The sequence below is a fragment of the Natrialba taiwanensis DSM 12281 genome (assembly GCF_000337595.1).
Classification (GTDB): Archaea; Halobacteriota; Halobacteria; order Halobacteriales; family Natrialbaceae; genus Natrialba; species Natrialba taiwanensis.
Genome location: NZ_AOIL01000049.1, coordinates 136993 through 159121, shown reverse-complemented (window position 1 = coordinate 159121; position 22129 = coordinate 136993). Strand labels below are relative to the sequence as shown.

General features: G+C 61.8%; 16 protein-coding genes and 3 pseudogenes. 8 read left to right on the top strand and 11 right to left on the bottom strand.

Features of this window, described 5'->3' with window-relative positions:
* Window positions 1–25: 25 nt before the first annotated feature.
* Together C484_RS13695 and C484_RS13690 are read right to left on the bottom strand one after the other, a co-directional pair.
* Window positions 26–1117 carry a GNAT family N-acetyltransferase gene (locus C484_RS13695; protein ID WP_006826505.1) on the bottom strand — a complete coding sequence of 364 codons (1092 nt, stop codon included), beginning with the start codon at window positions 1115–1117 and terminating at the stop codon, window positions 26–28.
* 9 nt (window positions 1118–1126) lie between these two features.
* A complete protein-coding gene (locus tag C484_RS13690) occupies window positions 1127–2074 on the bottom strand; it encodes a polysaccharide deacetylase family protein (RefSeq protein ID WP_006826504.1) in 948 nt (315 codons plus the stop codon).
* A gap of 562 nt (window positions 2075–2636) precedes the next feature.
* Between C484_RS13690 and C484_RS13685 the strand changes: the two genes are divergently transcribed.
* Window positions 2637–5711, top strand: coding sequence for an FAD-binding and (Fe-S)-binding domain-containing protein (locus C484_RS13685; RefSeq protein ID WP_006826503.1), 3075 nt, complete (start codon window positions 2637–2639; stop codon window positions 5709–5711).
* A 123-nt stretch (window positions 5712–5834) separates the two neighbouring features.
* Here C484_RS13685 and ahbB read toward each other — a convergent pair.
* Window positions 5835–6865 (bottom strand): annotated as a pseudogene (ahbB, locus tag C484_RS13680) (siroheme decarboxylase subunit beta).
* A 349-nt stretch (window positions 6866–7214) separates the two neighbouring features.
* On the opposite strand from ahbB, the gene C484_RS13675 reads away from it, so the two are divergent.
* Window positions 7215–8204 carry a linear amide C-N hydrolase gene (locus C484_RS13675; RefSeq protein ID WP_006826502.1) on the top strand — a complete coding sequence of 330 codons (990 nt, stop codon included), beginning with the start codon at window positions 7215–7217 and terminating at the stop codon, window positions 8202–8204.
* A gap of 922 nt (window positions 8205–9126) precedes the next feature.
* Complete coding sequence (locus C484_RS13670) at window positions 9127–9345, top strand: hypothetical protein (protein ID WP_049915469.1); 219 nt, start codon at window positions 9127–9129, stop codon at window positions 9343–9345.
* Between the two features lie 307 nt (window positions 9346–9652).
* On the opposite strand, the pseudogene C484_RS22405 reads toward C484_RS13670, so the two are convergent.
* Window positions 9653–9994, bottom strand: a pseudogene (locus tag C484_RS22405) (transposase); the annotation flags it as partial.
* Between the two features lie 218 nt (window positions 9995–10212).
* Between C484_RS22405 and C484_RS23080 the strand changes: the two are divergent.
* The 3 genes and pseudogenes from C484_RS23080 to C484_RS23070 all read left to right on the top strand — a co-directional run bounded on the left by C484_RS23080 (window position 10213) and on the right by C484_RS23070 (window position 11881).
* Complete coding sequence (locus C484_RS23080) at window positions 10213–10431, top strand: hypothetical protein (RefSeq protein WP_152422715.1); 219 nt, start codon at window positions 10213–10215, stop codon at window positions 10429–10431.
* 234 nt (window positions 10432–10665) lie between these two features.
* A pseudogene (locus C484_RS23075) lies at window positions 10666–10827 on the top strand (ISH3 family transposase); the annotation flags it as partial.
* A 151-nt stretch (window positions 10828–10978) separates the two neighbouring features.
* Entirely contained in the window at window positions 10979–11881 is a 903-nt protein-coding gene (locus C484_RS23070) for a hypothetical protein (RefSeq protein WP_152422714.1), read from the top strand.
* Between the two features lie 177 nt (window positions 11882–12058).
* Here the strand turns inward: C484_RS23070 and C484_RS13660 are convergent, their stop codons facing one another.
* Complete coding sequence (locus tag C484_RS13660; protein WP_006826498.1) at window positions 12059–13744, bottom strand: PQQ-binding-like beta-propeller repeat protein; 1686 nt, start codon at window positions 13742–13744, stop codon at window positions 12059–12061.
* 492 nt (window positions 13745–14236) lie between these two features.
* On the opposite strand from C484_RS13660, the gene C484_RS13655 reads away from it, so the two are divergent.
* Entirely contained in the window at window positions 14237–14920 is a 684-nt protein-coding gene (locus C484_RS13655; protein ID WP_006826497.1) for a hypothetical protein, read from the top strand.
* 175 nt (window positions 14921–15095) lie between these two features.
* Window positions 15096–16163 carry an anthranilate phosphoribosyltransferase gene (locus tag C484_RS13650; RefSeq protein WP_006826496.1) on the top strand — a complete coding sequence of 356 codons (1068 nt, stop codon included), beginning with the start codon at window positions 15096–15098 and terminating at the stop codon, window positions 16161–16163.
* A gap of 458 nt (window positions 16164–16621) precedes the next feature.
* On the opposite strand, the gene C484_RS13645 is transcribed toward C484_RS13650, so the two are convergent.
* From C484_RS13645 to C484_RS13620, 6 genes are all read right to left on the bottom strand, one after another.
* Window positions 16622–17320: a hypothetical protein gene (locus C484_RS13645; RefSeq protein WP_006826495.1), complete on the bottom strand. Its 699-nt coding sequence runs from the start codon at window positions 17318–17320 to the stop codon at window positions 16622–16624.
* 5 nt (window positions 17321–17325) lie between these two features.
* Window positions 17326–18036 (bottom strand): RAD55 family ATPase, encoded by a 711-nt coding sequence (locus tag C484_RS13640; protein ID WP_006826494.1) that lies wholly within the window; start codon window positions 18034–18036, stop codon window positions 17326–17328.
* 65 nt (window positions 18037–18101) lie between these two features.
* Window positions 18102–18629, bottom strand: a complete 528-nt coding sequence (locus C484_RS13635; protein WP_006826493.1) for a chemotaxis protein CheD — start codon at window positions 18627–18629, stop codon at window positions 18102–18104.
* A gap of 81 nt (window positions 18630–18710) precedes the next feature.
* Window positions 18711–20798: a chemotaxis protein CheA gene (gene cheA, locus C484_RS13630; protein ID WP_049915460.1), complete on the bottom strand. Its 2088-nt coding sequence runs from the start codon at window positions 20796–20798 to the stop codon at window positions 18711–18713.
* Window positions 20786–21841, bottom strand: a complete 1056-nt coding sequence (gene cheB / locus C484_RS13625) for a chemotaxis-specific protein-glutamate methyltransferase CheB (protein ID WP_006826491.1) — start codon at window positions 21839–21841, stop codon at window positions 20786–20788. The genes cheA and cheB overlap by 13 nt, the downstream gene beginning before the upstream one ends.
* The gene (locus C484_RS13620) at window positions 21841–22122 is read right to left on the bottom strand and encodes a hypothetical protein (RefSeq protein WP_006826490.1); all 282 of its coding nucleotides are present in this window, start codon (window positions 22120–22122) and stop codon (window positions 21841–21843) included. Before C484_RS13620 ends, cheB begins: the two co-directional genes overlap by 1 nt.
* Between the last annotated feature and the right edge of the window lie 7 nt (window positions 22123–22129).

Genomic DNA, 22129 nt, shown 5'->3' with positions numbered 1-22129 from the left:
TTGACATCCTCCGCTCTATTCTTTGTCAGCCGCTATCGGCTTCGCAGAACGCGAGCCGCCAGTTCGAGTCGTCCGTGAGCCGGCGTCCGGAGCGGGTCCAGTCCAGTGGCGGTTCGCCGGCCGGTCTGGCAACGTGTGTCGACGACGAGGTGACCCACTTCAGCGGCGCTCGCTGGTCGCTGTGGAACCCCCGTGCTTGCAGGACCGACCGAGGGATCACCGATCCGGGCGCGGCGATAACGTCCGCGTCACTGTTTTCTCGAAGCACCGCGTCGAGAAGCGCGGCCAGTGCCGCCCGCCGAGATGAACTCGTCCCCTCGGCGAGCGGGAGGACATCGGCGATTCGGACGGTCGTCGGGCCGTTCGTTCGGTCCCGGCGGCCGTAAACGACCGCCGCAGCGGGCGCTTCGTTCCGGGTTGTGACGACCGTTCGGTACGTCCAATGGGGATTCGCGAACCGCCACTCGTAGAACGTCTCGTCGCGGACGACGTGAAACTGCGGAATCGTCTCGGACGACGCCAGCGTCGCGAGCAGCGAGGCCGGCACGCGATCGTACCGCGAGAGTTCGATCGCGTCGCTCGAATCGGCGAGCCGATCCCGAATCGAGACGTACCCGTTCGCCAGCGAGCGGACGATCGGCTCGACGGGCGCGAGTCGCGACAGCCACGCGGTCGGGTTCTGGAGGCGGTAGAACGTCTCCCGGTCGCTGACGACTTGCCAGCCGAGTTTGAGGTTCCCCGGAAGCGACCGGTGATTCGGGAAATTAAAGAATACCTCCGCGTCGTCGTACCGGTCGATCGCCCGCTCGGTCAGCCGCGTGAACAGCCCCTGCCGCTGGTGTTCGGGACGGACCATCGAATCGCACGGCTGAAAGGCGCTGAACTCGTCGTCGCCCGCAGCGAGACGGAGCGGGAAGAACGCTCGTGCACCGACGAGTTCGTCGCCTCGCTGTGCGACCATGATCGGGACGGAGTCGACGTACGGATTCCGTTCGTACTTCCACGCGAACCAGTCCTCGCCCATCCGTCCGCCCAGCACGTCGGCGAACAGGTCGAGAAACGCGTCCCTGTCGGCCGGTTCGTACTGTCGAATCTCGTACGGGTTTAGATCAGTCATCGGCAGCCGTTATGGGCGGGTCGTGGATTTGTGTCGCGGGCGACTCTCGCGTCGCACCCTGTCGGCGACCGTGGCCATCGTTTCGACGCGCACGTCGTCCGTCCGCCGACGGCGGTCGATGTACCGGATGATCGATCGCAGCCGCTGGTAGTGAGCCGGCGTTTGGAGATTATGGGGGTGAAGCCACAGGTGCAACACGCCGTCGCTTCCCGCAACGCGATCGATCCCGAATTTCACTTGTCTGACTACGGGATCTTCTCCGAACGCGGAAAACGGTTTCCTGTACTCCGCATCGAAGTTGAACAGGTAGATTGACGCCGGAACGTTGACCAGACCGAACTCGTCGACGTACGGGTTGACAATCGGGGGCGTCGGTTTGCCGACCACGGCGCTCGAGACTTTCGTCAACTGTCGGACCAGCGTACTCTGTGAGTCGCGCAACTGATTCGTGCCGCGATAGCAGTCGAATCCGTGCGCTTCGAGGGTGTCGCGGTGTCGGATTCGGTTGACGGGGAAGACGAACGACGTCAGGTCGTGACCGCGTCGTTCCGCGGCCTGAACGCAGTTTTCGATCTCTCGCGTCGCGAACTCCTCGTCCATCCGCTCGTGGTCGAAATGAACGTGTGTGAAGCCGTGGCCGGCGATTTCGTGGTCGACGGCGGCGGTTTCGATCTCGCGGACGAGTTCGGCCCCACACCAGATATCGTTCGCAGCGAGTCCTTCGACCGACTCCTGGCAGCAGCGTTCGCCGGCGGGGTGATTCCGATGGGCGGTAGAACACGAGTTCAAGAACAGATGCCCGGTCACCGCCCATGTAGCCGGGATTTCGTAGGTATCGAAGAGCTCACAGACGCGACGCCAGTTTCGCCGGGTATCCTGCAGAAACGACTCCGAGACGGCTTCATCGTGGAATCCCCAGCCGAGTTCCGCGTCGAGAGAGAGAACGATCGTTCCCATCGGATCACGTGAGCGGGCCCGGCGTGGTCGCTGCTCGGAACTGAACTCGCATCGTCTGGCAGGACAACGAGAGAGACTGGGTTCGGTTCGTCCTCGTCGCGTAACGTTGGCGGCTCATTCTGATGGAAACGTTGATACCGCCGCCTATAGTACCCCAGACATTAAATTGATTGAAATATCGTCCTACAAATATCGGCCATCTGAACCCGACTAGAGTGGCTGAAAGTCGCCCAAACTAATCAGGTTTCGTATGGTAGTTTGAACCCGAAGCCAAGAGTCACAACTACCGTTTCGAACGCGTTGCTCCCGTCTGCGTTCGGCGGGCGCGACCGGTTGAACTGCCGATTGCTACTAGTTATGGCTGTTGTCATTGGTGTCCGTTGTTCGTGGCAAATCCGTTCACCGCAGTGACTGCGGTGGCACGAGCCGATGTTTCACTTTCGAAATGGTTGGATCACCACGAATAGCGACACCCTGTCCGTGGAGACGCCGACCGGACCGCCCGGACGGTCTCCGTGCGCAAAGGACGACGATTTAAGCCGCCACCGGGCAAGGGACAGATATGTCCCTGGAGCCGAGTGCCGACCCGGCCGCCGACCGGCGCGCGACTTACGACTACCGGAGTTCGGACGTCGATCGGCCGGCGCTGGTCGATGACCTCATGCGGCTCGTCACGTGTGAGATACGAGCGGATACGTACTCTCGACAGCTCTATGCGACCGACGCGAGCGCCTACGAACTGACGCCGATCGCCGTCGCGTTCCCAGAGTCGACCGCCGATATCGCCGGCATCCTCGAGTACTGCGCCGAACGCGAGATTCCAGTCTTACCCCGCGGTGGCGGGACGAGTCTCGCCGGGCAGACGGTCAATCGCGCCGTCGTGCTCGATTTCACGCGGCACATGAACGAGATTCTGGAGATCGACCCGGCCGGCCGAACGGCGACCGTCCAGCCCGGAACGATTCTCGGCACCCTGAACGAGGCACTCGCGCCCCACGACCTCAAGTTCGCCCCCGATCCCGCCTGGGGAGACAAAAGCGCCATCGGCGGTGCGATCGGGAACAATTCGACCGGCGCGCACTCGCTCACCTACGGCAAGACCGACGCCTACATCGAGTCCGTCGAAGCCGTCCTCGCCGACGGCTCCGTCACCGAGTTCGGCTCGGTTACGCGAGATGAAATCGACAACCGCGCCGACCCGGACGGCGATCTGGAGGGGCGGATCTACGCCGAAGTGGCGAGGATTCTCGACGAGGATGCTGAACTCGTCGACGAGACGTATCCGGACCTGAAGCGAAACGTCTCGGGGTACAACCTCGATCGACTGGTCGCCGAGTACAGGGGAGCAACGCTTCCCGGCGGCGAGGAGACGGGTGAACCGGGAACGGTAAACCTCGCACGTCTGCTCGCGGGCAGCGAGGGCACGCTTGCGATCGTCACCGAAGCGACCGTCTCGCTCGAGTCGGTTCCCGAGACGAAGGCGGTCTCGCTGCTTTGCTACGCCGACCTCCACCAGGCAATGGCGGAGGTCGAACCGATCCTCGAGCACGACCCCGCGGCCGTCGAGGGGTTAGACGACGTGCTACTCGATCTCGCGCGAGAGACGGCCGAGTTCGGCCCCGTCACCGAGATCCTGCCCGAGGGAACGAACGCCGTCCTCCTCGTCGAGTTCTACGCGGACGACGCGGCCCATGGCCGCAAGCAGGTCGCCGGCCTGCTCGCCGATCGCTGTCCGGACGCGACGGCCGAGGGTGAGCCGGCAGCCGATGCCCCGCAGACTGACGCCGAGCACCGCGCGGTCGACGCGCTCGAAGCCTACGACGACGCGGAGCGCACGAAGCTCTGGAAACTGCGCAAATCCGGCCTGCCGATCCTCCTCTCGCGAACGACGGACGAAAAGCACATCTCGTTCATCGAGGACACCGCGATTCCGCCCGCGCAACTCCCGACGTTCGTTGAGCGGTTCGAGGAAATCCTCGAGGAGCACGACACCTACGCAACGTTCTACGCCCACGCCGGCCCCGGCGTCCTCCACGTGCGCCCACTCATCAACACGAAGACCGACGTGGGACTCGACCAACTCCACGGCATCGCGGACGACGTGACCGACCTCGTGGTCGAACTCGGCGGCTCCGTCTCGGGCGAGCACGGCGACGGCCGCGCGCGCACCCAGTGGAACCGCAAGCTCTACGGCGAGGAACTGTGGGAGACGTTCCAGAATCTGAAGACCGCCTTCGACCCTAACTGGATTCTCAACCCCGGCCAGGTCGTCTTCCGCGAGGACGATCCCACCGACCTCCGAGAGCACCTGCGGTTCGATCCCGACTACGAGTTCGACGCCGGCTTCGATCCTGAACTCGAATGGGACAACGACAACGGGATGCAGGGGATGGTCGAACTCTGTCACGGCTGTGGCGGCTGTCGCGGCGAGCAGGAGACGACCGGCGGGGTGATGTGTCCGACCTACCGGGCGAGTCAGGAGGAGATCACGGCGACCCGCGGGCGGGCGAACGCGCTTCGCCAGGCGATGAGCGGCGAGATGGATCGGGACGAGGCCGTCTCGGACGAGTTCGCCGAGGAGGTGATGGACCTCTGTATCGGCTGCAAGGGCTGTGCCGTCGACTGCCCGAGCGAGGTCGACATGGCGAAGCTCAAGGCGGAAGTGACACACGAGTACCACCAGCGAAATGGCGCGTCGCTGCGCGACCGGCTCTTTGCGAACGTCGCGACGCTCTCGAAGTGGGGCTCGCGGCTCGCGCCGCTGTCGAACGCCGCGGCGTCGCTGCCGGGAGCGCGCACGCTGCTCGAGGCGACGGTCGGCATCGATTCGAACCGGTCGCTCCCGACGTTCGAGGCGGTGACGTTCCGGGAGTGGTTCGCGGATCGCGGCGGCGCTCGCATCGCCGAGCGAGAGGCCGAGCGCAAGGCGGTCGTCTACCCCGATACGTACACCAACTACAGCAATCCCGCCGCCGGGAAGGCCGCGGTTCGCGTGCTCGAAGCCGCAGGCGTCCACGTGACGGTTCCGGATGAACTCGACGACACGGGTCGGCCGGCGTTCTCGAAGGGGTTCCTCGAGAAGGCCCGAACGACCGCCCGCGAGAACGTTGCGGCGCTCTCGCCGCTCGTCGCTGACGGCTGGGACGTCGTCGTTATCGAGCCTTCCGACGCGGTCATGTTCCAGTCGGACTACCTCGATCTGCTCTCGAGCGACTCCGCAGAGCGACTCGCCGGGGCGACCTACGGCGTCTGCGAATATCTCGATGCCTTCCGTCTGGACGAGACGATCGAGTTCGGCGGCAGTTCGACCGACCGGTCGCTTACCTACCACGGCCACTGCCACCAGAAGGCGACGAAGAAGGACCACCACGCCGTCGGCGTTCTCCGCCGGGCGGGCTACGCCGTCGACCCGCTGGACTCCGGCTGTTGCGGGATGGCCGGCAGTTTCGGCTACGAGGCCGAACACGGCTCGATGAGCGACGCTATCGCGTCGATCCTGTACGAACAGGTCGCCGACAGCGACGGCGAGCGCGTCGTCGCCCCCGGCGCGTCCTGTCGCACCCAACTCGAGAACCGACCGACGGCGACCGAGAAGCCGCCGACGCCGATCGAACTGGTTGCAGCGGCGCTCGCGTAACGGGCCAATCCGGGCCGACTCGAGCGGAACTGGATCGCTGTCGTCGGCGCGGTCGGCACGGACAAGCGCTTCACCGCCGTTCTTCGCGGGCGGGCACTACGTCACGGTCGCCGAAATCACGCGTTACTCGCCGTCAGGATCTGCGTTGGAGGCGATAACGATATCGTCGTACCGCGCGCCGGTCTGTTTCAGCGTCTCCGTCGAATAGAGCCGGTCGTGATCGACGGGCAGGTACTCCGTCGCGAGTTCATCGATTTTCTCCTCGACGGCTGCGGCATCGCGGCCGTGGATCATGGTAAACAGGTTGTACGGCCAGTCCTGTGCCGGTCTGCGGGGACGGTGATAACAGAGCGTGACGTAGGGTAACCCGCCGGCGCGCTCGCCCCAGGCGTCGAGTTCGTCGTCGGGCACGTCCCAGACGACCATGCAGTTGGCGTCGAAGCCGGTGACGACATGGTTGATGATACAGCCGATGCGTTTGATGCAGCCGTTCGCCCGGAGTCGCTCGATGGCGTCGAGAACGTCCTGCGTGGGATAGCCGAGTCGCTCGGCCACGTCGCGGTACGGCGTCGGCGAGAGATTGCTCAGATCGGANCCGCTCTTCCGATCTGAGCAATGATGCGGGTGGCCGAGGTGTCCGTTCGGGTCGCGAGTGACTCGCGGGCGAAGCGGTCGGCGTTGACGACGGGGAACTCGAGATCGATGTAGTAGTCCGTGAGCATCGGGAGGTTGAGCACCGAACAGCCCGTTCGCTCCTCGATTTCTGTCAGAATAGCGTCGCGCCGGGCGCGGGAGCCGGCGGTGACGACGAACCAGATGTTCCACTCGTGGTCGCGGGCGTAGTTGTGATTGACCTGGCGGAACTCGTTGATGGTCGCCGCGATTTCGTCGAAGCGGTCCTCGGGTGCCTGCACCGCAGCAAGCGTCGAGGAGCCGATGACGGGCGGGTTGAGCACGGCACCGAAGCGGCGGACGATGCCGGTGTCCATGAGCGCGCGGACGCGGTCGACGGCGGCCGGTTCGTCGATACCGAGTTCAGCACTCACCTGCTGGAAGGGACGCTCCTCGATCGGGAAGCCGCTCTGATAGCCGTCGATCAGCGCCGCGTCGATATCGTCGATGGCGTCGCGCCAGTCCCCCGCCGGAGTGGTCATTAGCGGATCTAGGGAAACGGGACCCGTATCGCTTTCGGGTCGGCCTCGATGGCGCGCCATCCGTCTCCGGGACGGAGAGTCACCGAGACTGGTGATACCGGTGCACATGAAATACGTTTAACATCTCTGCAAGCATGGAACAGTGCGGATGATGACCCGAACTGGACAGGTGTTCGAGACCGGAGCCGGCACACAGCACGTCCGTATGGACGACGATCAGTTTCGACTGGCAGCCGCGGTCGCGGGGTGACAGCGATGTGTACTCGCCTTGTCTATCTCGGACCCGACGGCCGCGTTCTCACGGCCCGCTCGATGGACTGGAAACGGGATATCGGAACCAANGACAGCGATGTGTACTCGCCTTGTCTATCTCGGACCCGACGGCCGCGTTCTCACGGCCCGCTCGATGGACTGGAAACGGGATATCGGAACCAACATTTGGGCGCTTCCCCGCGACATTGAGCGGACCGGCGAGGCCGGACCGAACTCGCTTTCCTGGACGGCCGAGTACGGGAGCATTGTCGCAACCGCCTACGACGTCGCCACCACCGACGGCATGAACGAATCCGGCCTGGTTGCCAATCTCCTCTGGCTGCCCGAATCCGAGTATCCAGACCCCGATGACGAGACACCGACGCTCTCGATCTCGCTGTGGGCCCAGTACATGCTCGACAACTTCGCCACCGTCGCCGAGGCCGTCGCGCACGTCCAAGCGGACGAGTTCGCGGTGGTGACCGACCAGGTGCCGGGTGAGGATCGCCTGGCCGCACTCCACCTGTCCCTCTCGGATGCGACCGGCGACAGCGCGATCATGGAATACGTCGACGGCGAACTCGTCGTCCACCACGACCGCGACTACCAGACGATGACCAACTCGCCGACCTTCGACAAGCAGCGGGCGCTTGCCGAGTACTGGGAGCAGATCGGTGGCACGGTCATGCTGCCCGGCACGAACAGACCGGCCGACCGATTCGTTCGGGCACGATTCTACACGAACGCGATTCCTCAGGTCGAGGATCGCCGCACCGCAACAGCGAGCGTGTTCAGCGTGATCCGCAATGTCTCCGTCCCTCATGGCATCACCACGCCGGATGCGCCGCACATCTCCTCGACGCGCTGGCGAACGGTCGCGGACCACAAGGACGGCATCTACTACTTCGAATCGGCGCTCACGCCGAACGTCTTCTGGGTCGAACTCGACGAACTTGACTTCTCGCCCGACGCCGCAGTCAGGACCCTCCAGTTGGGACCGGATCAGTCCGCCGTCTTCGCCGGCGACGTGTCCGATCAGCTAGCCGCCAGCGATCCCTTCCCGTTCCTCGGCGTTTCCGCCGAGTAGTGACTCCCGTTTTTCCTCACTGACCATCGTGGCGGTGAACTCGATGCTCGGCGTGTGACGGATGACCGAAACCGATACTGTCTAGTTGATTCGGATCGCCGTCGCTGATCGACTTCCGGATTCTGCAGCGGTAGGTGCTGGTCAGTAGCGGTGACGAACTTCCCGGAGTCATTCTTCGTTTAGTCGACGGCCATACTCTGATTGCATTACGTGGAGGGNGGTAGGTGCTGGTCAGTAGCGGTGACGAACTTCCCGGAGTCATTCTTCGTTTAGTCGACGGCCATACTCTGATTGCATTACGTGGAGGGTGAGAAACACCGGGAAGAGAAGAAGTGGCCACAACCACGGAACCACCAGAACAAAGAGGGTGAACTGCACGGCAAAAAGCATCAATAGAATATCTCTCTGCCTCTCGGTATCCATAGACATTGTATTATCATTCTGTGAGGTTTGCGATACATGTTTCGATTCTAACTAGTCACGACGCACAGCTACTGAGGAGTTCTGTCACCGAATTCCCCAGCCTACGAATCGGGTTTCAACGGCGTCCTCATACCGGAAATATCTCTTTGTCCCCACCAGGCGGTAGATATAAGTCACTACCGTTCAACAATTAGAACGGAAGCCATTAAACGGACACGAAAGTGTCCCGGATGTTGGAGCCATCCGAGACGTGGCTTCCAAACCCACGAGGGTTTGCAGCCATGATTGCATACATACTCACGGGATATAAACATCCCGCACGACTGATGCATCACCCAATTCGACCAGCAGCAAGCATCTCCTGCCGACTTACGAGCGCAACGAGGTGTCAGTTGGGATGAGCGACGACGCCGACGACAGCTCCCATGGTGGCGATGGCGGGGACGATACCGACCACCCCGAACGACTCGACCAGTGTAAGNACGAGGTGTCAGTTGGGATGAGCGACGACGCCGACGACAGCTCCCATGGTGGCGATGGCGGGGACGATACCGACCACCCCGAACGACTCGACCAGTGTAAGCTACCGCGCTGTCCCCGCTGTGGAACCCCGATCGCACAGCGAACCATGATCGGCCCCGGCGAGGCCGTCGCCGGCCCCTGCGGCTGTCGCGTCGCTCCCAACGTCGGCACGCGATCCGACTCGGACCCCGACTAAGCCACAGCCACCGCAGGCCGAGTTCACACGCTGAACTCGGGTCGCGGCGGCCAGCCGAGTTGCCGGTTGGTGTTCGAGGGCACCATCGGGATCACCACTCCCGTTATCACCATCACCATCGACCCACCATCGATCCACCACTGCCCTCGTGCCCGCCGGTGAACTCGGCCCGGAATCGCGACAGTCCTACAGGAGAAGACCGCGGACAATTCGGAAAGCGAAGAAAACGGCATCGGAAGGCGAGCGTTCCGATCCGTTGGTCAGCGATCTCGTTTTCCTTTGCCCAGAGCGTGTCATAGAATCCATCTCATAATATCTCACAGCCCGGATCGTTTCCTCGCTCGTAGTTGGTGATGGCAACGACAAGTCGTAGACAGAGCGCAACAAATACTTCTGTTCGTGCGTGAACCCGGCCTCGGGCGCGGACGTGCCCGAGGCCGCAGTCCTTGACCGCGTCGTTGGTTCGTTCGACGCCTGTCCGGTTGTTGTACGTCTCGTCCAAGATAGATTGCTTCAGCTGAACGTCCTCGCTATGTTCCTCGATGCGATCTTCGACCCTGTACCCGATGTCTTTCGGGTCGTCAGTGTTTCGTGGATTGTACGGAGCGATTGGCACGATCCCTGCGGCCAGCAGGTGGTCGTGCCAATCGAAACGCTCCCGATTGTGTTAGCAGCGGCGGCCGTCCTCGCGACGGTGACTGCGGCCTATATCGATATTAGCCTGACATCTTCCCTGCCACTCTAAAGGTGTCATAGAACTCTTCCCAAGAATTGGTTTCACCCATTACGTCGGTGAATCAGCCGATATGTAGGTCTGCAAACTGAACAAGAAAAGAACTATTGGGAAATAGGTTAAATATCTACAATATGGATACAGGTAATCCGCACACAAGAACGGGACTCGGCTTTATTTTCGTCTTCGCCCTTCTTGTAGTTCTGCTAATAGCCACTAGAGGCGTTATGGGGGGTGTATATGAATACGTTTCTAATGTAAACGGGGTGGCTGGCATCCTATTTCTCATACTTGCAAGTATAATCCCTCTTTGGCTTGTTCTCCGATACGTTGATTCTCAGGATGAGGAGTAAACCACCTGTATGTAACGTTCGCTGGGATCAACACAATCGGTACGCGGGCCATTCTATGACAGCCTCCGCTATTACTAATGAGGGATGTGGCATTGAAATTGATGAGGGGCAAAATAGCGTATCTTCACAGTATTGTGGCTGCTAAGACTGGTACTTCCCAACCGACGTAATCAGCTGAATCGTATCGACGAGTTGATCACGAGAAAGTCTGCGTCTGGATGTGTTCAGCATCCGTATACAGCCGTCGTCCGACCGCGACAGGGCGGGCGCGACCTGCCCGAGCAGTTCACATTCCAGACGTTCTGTGGCTGGATTCGCCACGAACTAGAAGCAGAGGCAGAGCGGCGGTGGAAGATCGAGACGAACGTATCGGCGTCCCGACGCGTACGCTCCGGTCGCGGGCTGACAGCCAGCCCGCGACCTTGGGCCGGCGAGTCTTCAGTAACAGCACTCGTCAGAAACCGCTTCAACTCCTCCTTCACGCTGAGGTCAACACTCAGTTTTCAGCGTACCTAAATACTTTATACGCCCCACATCAAAATCAAATATGAAATATAATACCGAAAACTCGGTAGTTTCACCGGATGGATTGGGTCCTCGATTCGGCGTGCTCGTCGGCAGCTACGTAGCCGCGCTGATTGCGCCGACGCTTACTCTGTTCACTGTGGAGTATTTGGGCTTGCGCAGCAAAGTGCTTGCATTCGCCGTTCTAGGAACGCTCGGTATTACTATCGGTTCCGGGACGGCATTCCTAACAACCGACAACGGACAAATAGCCTCTTGGCTGAACTCAGGTTGGGTAGCCTGGCTCTTCCCGCTTCTCGGACTCGTTCCAATGATGGCTTACCATTTTAGTGTCCTCGAGGTGGTCGCTTTCTATCTCATTGACCCGGCTTCCATCCCCGTGTCAAGTCTCGTCGGTGCGACTGGGTTCCTACTCGGGATTGTCGCAGCTGTGGCAGGTGAGATTGCCATACGAGCGGCTCGTAATCGGGTTGCATCTTCCGCTATCGCATCCGAGAATGTCCTGATAGAATGGACTTCCAGGTGGCCGCGGGCTCACAGAATAAAAGTGCAGATATTCACCATGGTCACTGGATTGGTCCCAGTTGGACTACTTTCATTTTGGATTCCTCCACATCTGACTGTGTTAACTGCTCTCGTTGTCGTCGTCACAGTATCTAGTACAACAAACACAGTGCTGTCTGATAGAGCCTATAAGCTTACTCCGGCTGGGTTAGAGCAGCGTCGGAGTGGAAGTGGAAAATTGGTAACCTGGCACCAATTTATACCAAAGTCACAGATGAAATATGTTACAGTATCGAAGAACGATGTAATATTACATCGATCAGGTCTTTTACCGAGTATTCGATTCGATCGAAACGATCTCCGGTTTGATGACGAAGAAATCATCAATAATCTCGAAGAATACCTTAATAGACGAGAATAAGGTGACACAGATCCGTCCCATAGCGTGATAACCCTGCCTCACGGAGCGTCTTCTTGCCCTGTGCTTTCGCCTCGTCGTCGCTATCACAAACTACGAACACGGAGACAATCTGGGAAGCACGATCATCACGATGTGAGAAGAGTTCTATGACACCCTCTTGCCCAACCTGAGGTCTCCTTACTCAGATTGGTCGTTCACGCTGGTCGAGTCGTCGACGCCGGCCTTCCGGCGCAGCCACTCGAGGCCGAACGCTCCGCCGAGAAGGCCGGCACCGGTCGTGAAGCCGGGCACGGTGTCGTCAGTGTCGTTCCCGGTGTCCGTCTCGTTTTCAGCGTTCGACTCGTTTCCAGTGTCCTCCATGCCGCCGTTTCCGGTTCCGGCATCGCTATCATTGCCGTCGGCAGACGCTCCGTCGTCGCCGTCGCCGTCGTCTCCCACCGTGTCGCTGTCGTCATCGCCGTCTTGGTGATCGTCTCCTCCGTCGGATCCGTCTCCCTCGCCGTTTCCTCCGTCCGTCTCGTTGTTTCCGCCACTCCCGTCGGATCCATCCTGCTCGCCGTTTCCGCCGTCCGCGTCGTCGTTTTCGTCACTGTCATCGGATCCGTCACCCTCGTCGTTTCCGCCGTCCGTGTCGTCGTTCTCCTCGCTCTCGTCGGGCTGGTCGTCCCCGCCGCTTTCGTCGCGAAGCGCCACGAGTTCGCCGTCGTGGTCGACGTAGATCGTCTCGCCGCTGATCGCACGAATCCGCCCAACCGGCGCATCGTCCTTCGAGAGCACCCACTTCACGGACCCGTCGTACTTGTTCAGGGCGACGAGGTTCTCGTCGTAGTCCCGCCACTCGGGATTTGGGCCCCCTCCGTCCCGAGTGAGATACGTGAACACGGTTTCGCCGCTGATGACGGCTTGCCCGTAGGTGTACATAACGTCGAGACTCCAACTGTATTCGTCACCGCGGATCGAACTGCCGGAGTAGTCCTGGTCGCTGCCGCCGCCGACGTGGATTTCCTCGCCGAATGCTATTTCGCGGAACCCGTAACCTACGGCTACAAACTCGCCTGTTTGGGCATCACGCAACGGCCACTCCGGGGAGCCATCGGCGGCGTAAGCGACCGCTTCCGACGTCGCGTAGACGGCATCGGGCTGGGAGGCGATAGTTCCCTTTTGCCAGACTTCGGCACCGGTCTCGGGATCGAGAGCGATCAGACCGGCGCCTGTGACGCTGTAGATCACGCCGTTTGCCGCGGCGGGCGCCGTAAAGAATTTGTACTCGTCGTCGCTGCCGACCGATTCTTTCTTCCACCGAACCGAGCCGTCGTCGGCCTCGAGCGCGTATAGCGTACCGTCGGCGACGGCGTACACGCCGCCGTAAGCGACCGTCTGCCAGACGATCTCCTCCTCGGGATCGAACTCGGTTTCCCAGCGAACGCTCCCGTTGGCCCGGTCGAGCGCGACGACCTCGTTCCCACTGAGATAGACGGTCTCGCCGGCGACCGACGGCGTTCCCGCGTCGATATCCGTATTCTCCCAGACGACGGTGCCATCCGTCGCATCGAGAGCGACGACGCCGCCGTCGGTCGACGTATAGACCGTCTCGTCGGCGACAGCGATGGTACTCCCGCCCGCACCCTCGACGGACCACGCGGCCTCGAGTTCACCGCCGCTGAACTCGTGGCCGTCCGCGATGTATCTAGCGTGACCGGGGTCGCCTCGGTGTGACGGCCAGTCCTCGTTCGGTCCCGGATCGCGATCCGGATCCGGGAGTTCGTCGGCATCAGCCTCGGTGGCTCCGGCCCCCACCGAAGTGAGTCCGGTTCCGATCGACAGCGCTGCACCAGTCGCCAGTACGGATCGACGGTTCCACATAACAACACGTCCGTAGAAATACCAGTTATAATCCTATCTAGCAATTAACGGTACTTTGTAGCGATGCAACTGTTTCAAACGATACCAGTCCTAGCCCCTATCTGGTAGTTAATGCGACTTGTTAGCTGTCCAAGTGTCTCGAACGTTCTTTCTCGCGGAGGGATTTTCCGCAGGGTTTCGGTACGATCACGACCGTCCGATTCCGTTTCAGTCGTAGTTCTGAATGAAGAACCCGTGTTACCAATTACTGGTAGATGCAACCCGTCCACAGGTAGAAAATTATACATGTATCGACTTTCTCACCGTAAATCACGGAACCCTCTACGCGTTCGGCGAGTGCGAGTTCAGCGTGGCCGGGCGGTGCCTACGCGGCTGAGAGCCTGATCGGCGGGTAACCGTGTCGTCGGTCCGACCACGACGAGTCAGCGAACTCGTTTCGTTCTCGGAATCGAAGACGATTATTTTATTACATGTTATTTTGACGTGTTTTGTATGCTCTCCACGCTCACCAAACCCGCCGTTCTGCTCGTCGTCGGGATCGGGTTGCTGCTGAATCCAGTCTACTTCGCATCGGACGATCTAACCGGAAGTGGGACTGAAATCACCTACACTGTCGAAGCGATCGAAAATGAAAGCGATGCGGAACGTGTCGTCGAGTTCTCCGAACAAACGCTTCGCTGCGGAACCGAGCAGGCCTGTGCGCTCGAACGGCAAATCGCTTCAGAGGGGGCGGTCGAATACAACGGATCGGTTCAAACCCTGTACGGGAGTGAGTTGGATCAGTGGAATCCGTACACCGACGCGTGGAAACGATACAAACTTGTGACGATCAACAACGAGTTCTACATCCCGACGACGGAGTACTGGGACAACGTGACGGTGTTGGGACACGAGAACGCGACGACGATGGAAGCGCTCGATCACATAGCGGTTCCGAGTAACGAAACGACTTCGAACGTCCGCAGGGCGATCGAAACCGGGTCAATTACCCTCACCGACCAACGGATCCCCGAGTTCGAACGGAGCGATCCGATCGCACACGATGGAGACGTGTATTACGGGACCAGGAGCACCTCCAACTGGGGGTTATCGGAGGGCATCCTACTGGGACGACTCAGCCTCTTCATCACCGGCGGGTCACTGATCGTTTCCGCCTGGTCTCGGCAGGGTCGCTGATTCAGCGGCCGGTATCGTGAACGGCGTTCACGCCACTTCGCTCCGAAGAGAACAGCGAGCGGAAACGGTGGGTGACCACAACAGCGTTCCTCAGAGAACGCGTAAAACGGCGAACGTGTCGGCAAACGGGCCCAGAAGCGGGAGGCTTTTGCGCCGTCCGTCCGAACAACGGATCATGGCGCAGGCAACCCAGGAGTTCGGCGAGTGGTCGCTCAAACGGCTGATGACGGAGGTTGTCGGATCGGGACACAAGTCGGCCGACGACATGACCCGCGAACAGGCGCGCGAGGCGCTCCAGCGCATCCTCGCGGGCGAACCAGACGAGACGACCCTCGGCGCGTTCTGGCTCGCAAACCGCTGGAAGCGAAACAACCCCGAGGAGCTGGCGGCCTACACCGACGTCATGCGCGAGGAGTCGGTGATCACCGCCGAACCGGACGCCGATCCGGTCGACTGCGGCGCGAACTACGACGGCAAGCACACCTCTGCCATCCTCGGCGTCGGTGCCGGCGTCGTCGCCGCCGCCGCGGGCACGCCCGTCGTCGTCCACTCCGGCGACCGCGTCCCGACGCAGAAAGAACCCGCCTACAAACACGTCCTCGACGAACTCGGTATCCGAACCGAACTCGCACCCGATGAAAGCGCCGACATGGTCGACGAAACCGGCTTCGGCTTCTACTACCAGCCCGAGTTCAATCCGGGCATCCACGACCTGCACGACCGGCGCGACCAGATGGGCGTCCGCACGTTCGTCAACACCGTCGAAACCGTCGCGAATCCGGCGAACGCCGACGTCCACCTCGGCTCGTTCTACCACCTCGCGTTCGCGAAGAAGATGACCGATCTCCTGAAAGAGAGTGCTGAACTCGACTATTCGCGGGCCATCTTCTTCCAGGGGATGGAAGGGTACGACGACATCCGCCCCGGCTACACGAAGGTGGCCGAGTGGGACGAGGGCGAGGAGTTAGCCGACGACGAAATCGAGACCGCCGAGTACGGCATGGCGATGGAAGCCGAGGATCTCGCCGTCGACGACGTTGCAGGAGACTCGGCTGCGATTACCGACGCAGTCCTCGCCGGCGACCGCAGCGACGAGTTCGCCGACGCGATTGCGCTCAACGGTGCGGTCCGGATGTACGCTCGCCGTGACGTTGACAGCCTCGATGCGGGACTCGACCGGGCTCGCGAGGTCATCGACGACGGCAGCGCCGAAGCGGTGCTCGAGGAACTGCGAGCGTTCTAGGGCATCCGCGACCACGCATCACCTCCATTACGCATTCGGGAACCTGTTTCAGATACGATACAACTGCGGCCGGTTGTGCCACTACCGATCGATTCATCCTTATCCGCGCACTCGGAACTGCTATCGTCCAGTGAGTGGATTTCGGTCGCGGAATGACTGGAGCGAGTTCACTCACGCATGCGGGTACAAACATGCGGTTACAAACCGGCATCCGTGTTGGAACGCGTTCAAACAACCGGCATTCACCGGCGCTTAGCCGACGTTTCGGCGCGCTATCCGGTAGCAAAACCCGGGCGAGGTATCGCGGACGCAGTTCGACGTGTAGGGCGGTCGCGATACCTTTCTGATTGAAAACATAGTTGGGAAACTGGTACTCGTCGATCTGCGCGTGGGTTTTCCGCACACCCATTCGGTGTTCGATCGTCAAATCCGGTTCGTTCTATTCGCCGGTTCGCCGATCAGTTCGTTCGATCAGAACCGTCGTCGGAAGCGTTCGTCGACGACTGCGATCGGCCGTTGCGATCGCTGTTACTGCCGCGCGTCTCGCTCTCGGTGTCCGTGGCGTTCGGTGGTGACTGTGCTGACTGCTGGCCGTCTCCCTCTTCGTCTCGCTCGCCCACTTCGCCTTCGCCTCCGGATTCGCCGTCGTCCTGCTCGCCGGCGTTTCCCTGTGATCGTCGGATTTTGGCCATCGAACGCCCGAAGATCGATCGACCGTCGCCGAACAGGCTCGGCTTTCCGTCGGGAGCGCTGGACTGGTCCGCCCGCTGGCGCTCGAGAAACGCCGGTTTGCGAAGCGTTTCGGTGCTGTCCGCCGGGGGCGTATCGATATCGATACCGCGGATCGCATCCGGCAGCGTGTCCTCGGGGTCGTCCGTCTCCTCGGCGTCGATGATCGTCTGACCCTCGACGAGTTCTTCCCAGACTGCACCCGGCGACTCACTCGCCCGACCGGCCGCCTCGTCGCGGCCCTTCTGGTAGGCGAGGTCGACGAAACTCTGGTCGTAGGTCGTTCCCACCTGTTCGGTCAAGCGGTCGAGTTCCTCCGGATACGTCTCGCCCAGTCGCGTCGCGACGCCGAGTGCGTACGCGCGTTCGACGACCTCTTCGCGGTCGTCGATGGACTCCCAGTCGGTGCCGAATGTGTCGTCGTACATCGGGGTCAGGTCTGGATGTTCGTGTTCGGATCGACTCGTAGGCCGCGGTTCGTGAACTCGGCCTGTCGAATGTCACAGTCGATCCGGGTGCCGCGCATTTTGATGATCTGGACGCCGCGGGTCATCCCGCCGGCTTCGAGATAGTTGTGCATGAAGACGACGCCGTGGGCCAGATAGTGGCCGTCCGAGTACGAGGAGGGATCGGTCATCTCCGAGATGAGGACGACCGTCGCGTCGGCGCGCTTTAACTTCGTCAGGAACTTGATCAGCGCGTTGAGGTCGTCCGAGAAGTAGTACTCGAGCAACATCGTCGAGTCGATCACCAGCCGATCGACATCGCGCGATTCGACGAACGCGACGAGTTGATTCGAGAGGTTCTCGACGTTTGAAGGGAACTCGCCCGATCCTCGAGACGACGAAGAGAAGAGTCGTTGCGCTTCCGTATCGAAGACGTTGAGCACTTTCACGTGGCCGGAACTGACCGCCTTGTCGAAGCCGAACTCGTAGTTCGCCATGTCGTTGACGAGTTCGGTTTGGGATTCGTGAAGCGTCAGAAACAGCGTGGTTTCGCCGTCGATGGCTCCTTTCGTGACGAACTGCGAGCAGAACGTCGTCTTGCCGCTGCCGGGCGGGCCGCTGATGACGTACAGGCGGTCCTTCAAGATGCCGCCGTTGACCAGTTCGTCGAATCCCGGTACGCCCGATGAAATTCGCATTGTCGGGAATCAGGAACGTGTCCAATAAATAAATTCTGGCGGCCCGCCCGGCGACGGGTGGGCGCTCAGAGGCGTCGAACGACGCCGTCCCCGCTCGTCACCGTCAGCGTCTCCGTCGACGGGTCGAACGCGAGCGAGCGGCCGTGGTAGCCGCCGAAGTCCGTCGCTCGAATGCGGACGTTCGCGGCTTCGAGTTCGCGCCGGACGGCCGCGACGTTTCGTTCGCCGACGGGCGTGAGCCGGTTGAACTCGAGCATCGTCGCGCCGCCGGCGACTTTGGCCCACGAGCGCGCGGGGTGGCCGCCGTGCTCGCGGAACGCGTCGAGCATCGATTCGATGCCCGTATCGGCGAACTTCGCGTCGGGGTGGGTGCCGTTCGCGTCGGCGGCGGCCGGGAGCATGAAGTGCAAGAGTCCGCTCACGCCGGCGGTTTCGTCGTGGATCGCGACGCCGATACAGGAGCCGAGTCCGCTCGTCTTCAGCGTCACGCCGTCGGTCGTGAGTGCGAACTCGGCGAGCCCGACGGGGATGGAACCGGTTTCGTCCGGCTCGCGGGTTCCGGACGATCGATCGATCCGCGTGTTGTCAGGCATTTCTTGTGTCCTCCGTGTTGTGGTGGTTGTGGACGGAGTGGTCGTTGTGCTGATCCGATGTGACTCCGTACCGGGAGGTGATCACAGCGTGTCTACGTCGAGGATCATCACGACTTCGCCCTCGCCGAGGACGGATGCCCCGCTGATCCCGGGCGCGCCGCTCAGGACGCCCTCGAAGGGCTTGATGACGACCTCCTCCTGGCCGATAACGTCCGAGCAGCGGATGCAAACCTGTCTAACGTCTTCTTTGATGCGGACGACCATGTCGTCTCCGTCGGGTTCGGTATCCGGAACGTCGAGGCGGTCGCCGAGCGAGAGCAGCGGATAGACCTTGTTGTCGTGCGTGACGGTCTGTCGGCCCTCGACCGATTCGAGCGTCACGTCCTCGAACTCGGAGATTTCATCGATGTTCTTGATCGGAACGCCGTAGGTTTCGTCGCCGGCGGTCACGAACAGGACGCGGACGATGGCGACGCTGACTGGCAGCATAAGCGTGATAGCGGTCCCCTCGTCGGGTTCGCTCTCGACGTTGATCGAGCCGTCGACGCCGCGGACGACCTGATTGACCACGTCCATCCCGACGCCGCGGCCGCTGACTTCCGTGACCTCGTCGGTCGTCGAGAAGCCGGGGTGGAAGATGAGGTCGTAGACCTCGGAGTCATCCAGAAGCGCAACCTCGTCCTCACTCATGATCCCCTTCTCGACCGCCTTGGAGCGGATTTTCTCCACGTTGAGGCCGCCGCCGTCGTCTTCGACCGTCACGGAGACGCGGTCGCGCTCGCGTTCGCCCGTGAGCGTGATCGTCCCCTCGCGGGGCTTGCCCTTGCGTTCGCGCTCTTCGGGCGACTCGATCCCGTGGTCGACGGCGTTCCGGATGAGGTGCATCAGCGGATCGCTCAGTTCGTTCAGGATCGAGCGGTCCATCTCGATATCGACGCCCTCCATTCGGAAGTCGATCTCCTTGTCCTGCTCGCGCGCGAGGTCGCGAACGACCCGCGGGAAGTTGCCGACGATCTTCTTCAGCGGCACCAGCCGAATTTCGAGGACGGTATCCTGCAGGCTCGCCGTGATCTTGCCGTGCTCCTCGAGTTCGTCTTCGGCCTCGACGAGGTCGCTACCTTCGATGATCTTGCGGAGCTTGATCCGACTCGTGACCATCTCCTCGACCTGGTTGTAGAGCTGATCGACCTGTTCGACGTCGACCCGAATGGATTCGACTTCCTTGCTGCTGTGGGTGACGCTCGATTCGCTCGTCGAGTCCGAATCACCGTCGATCGACTCGTCGGTGTCGGCGTCGGCATCGGTGATCTCATCGGTCGCACCATCCTCGACCCCGCCGTCGCCGTCGCTGTTGCCGTCGTCTCGCTCGTCGGCGACGATTTCGTCAGTCACTTCGGCGACGGAGACGCCCTCGACGTACCGGTCGTCCTCGAAGAACGACGCGACACTGTCGCGGTCCACGTCCGAATCGGTCGTCGCGACGTAGGCGTCGAAGGCGGCGTCGAACTCGCCGTCCTCGATCGCCGCGTTCGAGGGGACCGTCCGAAGCAACTCGAACTCGTCGTTCGCCGAGTCGATGACGAACATCGCGTCGACCTGGGGCGAGCCGGTGTCGGCGACCTCGAGTGCGGCCCGGTAGACGCTCGTCTCGGCCTCGAGTTCGGCGAGATCGATGTCGTCGGCGAGTTCGGCGAGCGGGACGTCGCGGTCGCTGTCGACGGTAGCTGCGTTTGCTGCCGTCCCGTCAGTAGCGCCAGTCTCGTCGCCGTCGGCTCCAGCAGCCGCCTCCTCGTCGATCGACGCTCGAATCGCCTCGATCGTCTCCGCCGGATCGGTGTTCGTCTCGCCCGTGTCAGAGATTTCCTCGACCATCCGAGCCAGGTGGTCGACGCCGCTGAAGATGAGGTCCATGCGCTCGGCCGTGACCGCGAGTTCGCCGTCGCGGATGCAGTCGAGCAAGTCCTCGATCGCGTGGGCGAGGTTGCTCGCCGTCGTATAGCCCATCACGCCGAAGTTGCCCTTGAGGTTGTGGGCGACCCGGAACACGGTCTCGATGGCGTCCGAACTCTCGGGGTCGTCCTCCAGATCGAGCAGGGCGTTGTTCAACTTCTGGATGTCTTCCTGGCTCTCCTGGACGAAGGTGCTGGTCGCGTCGCTCATGCGGACCACCCCCGGAAGGCGTTCGTGATTCCTTCGGCGATCCGGTCCTTCGGAAGGACCATATCGACATCGACCCGTTCGGCGGCGACCTTCGGCATGCCGTAGACGCGGGACGTGTCCTCGTCCTGGACGATCGCCTTCCCGCCGGCGTCCGTGATCGCCGCGAGTCCGGCTGCGCCGTCGGCACCCATCCCGGTGAGAACGACACCGGCGAGATTGCCGGTGACCGTTTCGGCTGCGGTTTCCATCGTTACATCGATCGCCGGCCTGACGTTATGTCGTTTGGGGCCGTCGCCGTGAGAAACGGAAAGCGTCCCGCCGGTCGCGTCGGTCACCCGAAGGTGCGAGCCCCCCTTCGCCAGGACGCCCTCACCGGGGCCGACGGTATCGCCGTCTCGCGCCTCTCGAAAGTCGTACGCCGTTCGGTCGTTGAGCCGTTTTGCGAACCGCTCTGTGTAATGATCTGCCATGTGTTGGACCACCAGTACCCGCAACCCTGCCCGCGGTGGCAGCTCGGACAGCACTCGTTCGACGACCCGCGGACCGCCGGTCGATGCACCGATGACGAGCGTCGGATCGCAGGGGAACTCGGCGTTGACAGCGATCGGCTGGGGGTCGGACCGCTCGCAGCTGGATCGGTCCGTCTCCATCCCCGCCACATCCGCCTGCGCGACCGCCCTGACCCGATCGACGATCGTCTCCTGCTGGGACCAGATATTGACCGAGCCGTCTCCCGACGGCTTCGCCAGGAAATCGACCGCCCCAGCCTCCAGCGCGTCGAACGTCGCATCCGCGTTGTGCGTCGTCTGGGAACTGATGACCAGCATCGGAATCGGATGCTCGGCCATCACCCGTTCGATGACCTCGTGACCCGTCAATCCCGGCATCTGGATGTCGATCGTCGCCACGTCGGGATCGTGACGCTCGATGAACTCGACCGCCTCGGTGCCGTCTTTGGCCCGGGCGACCACGTCGATGCCGCCGTCTTCGAGGATCTTTCCGAGCGTCTCGCGCATCACCGCCGAATCGTCCGCGATAACTGCTCGAACCATTAGCTGCGTCTCCCGTCTCCGTGACGGGCAGGCGGCCGATCCTGCACGCAGTGGTGTGTTCCGCCGCGATCCCATCCCGATCGGTTCGCCGTCCACGTCGTCCCGTCCTGTCTCTCCGGTGCCCGAGTCGGACCACCGAGGTTCCTCTCCCGGCGTTCGGTCCACCCGACCCCATCGCCCGACGCGCCAGCACTGACCGCCCGACGGACGGGAGAACCAGCCACCGCGGCCGCCGCAACCGCCGTCTCGACGGTGTCGACGCTCGATCCGTTCACTGCCATGGCACTG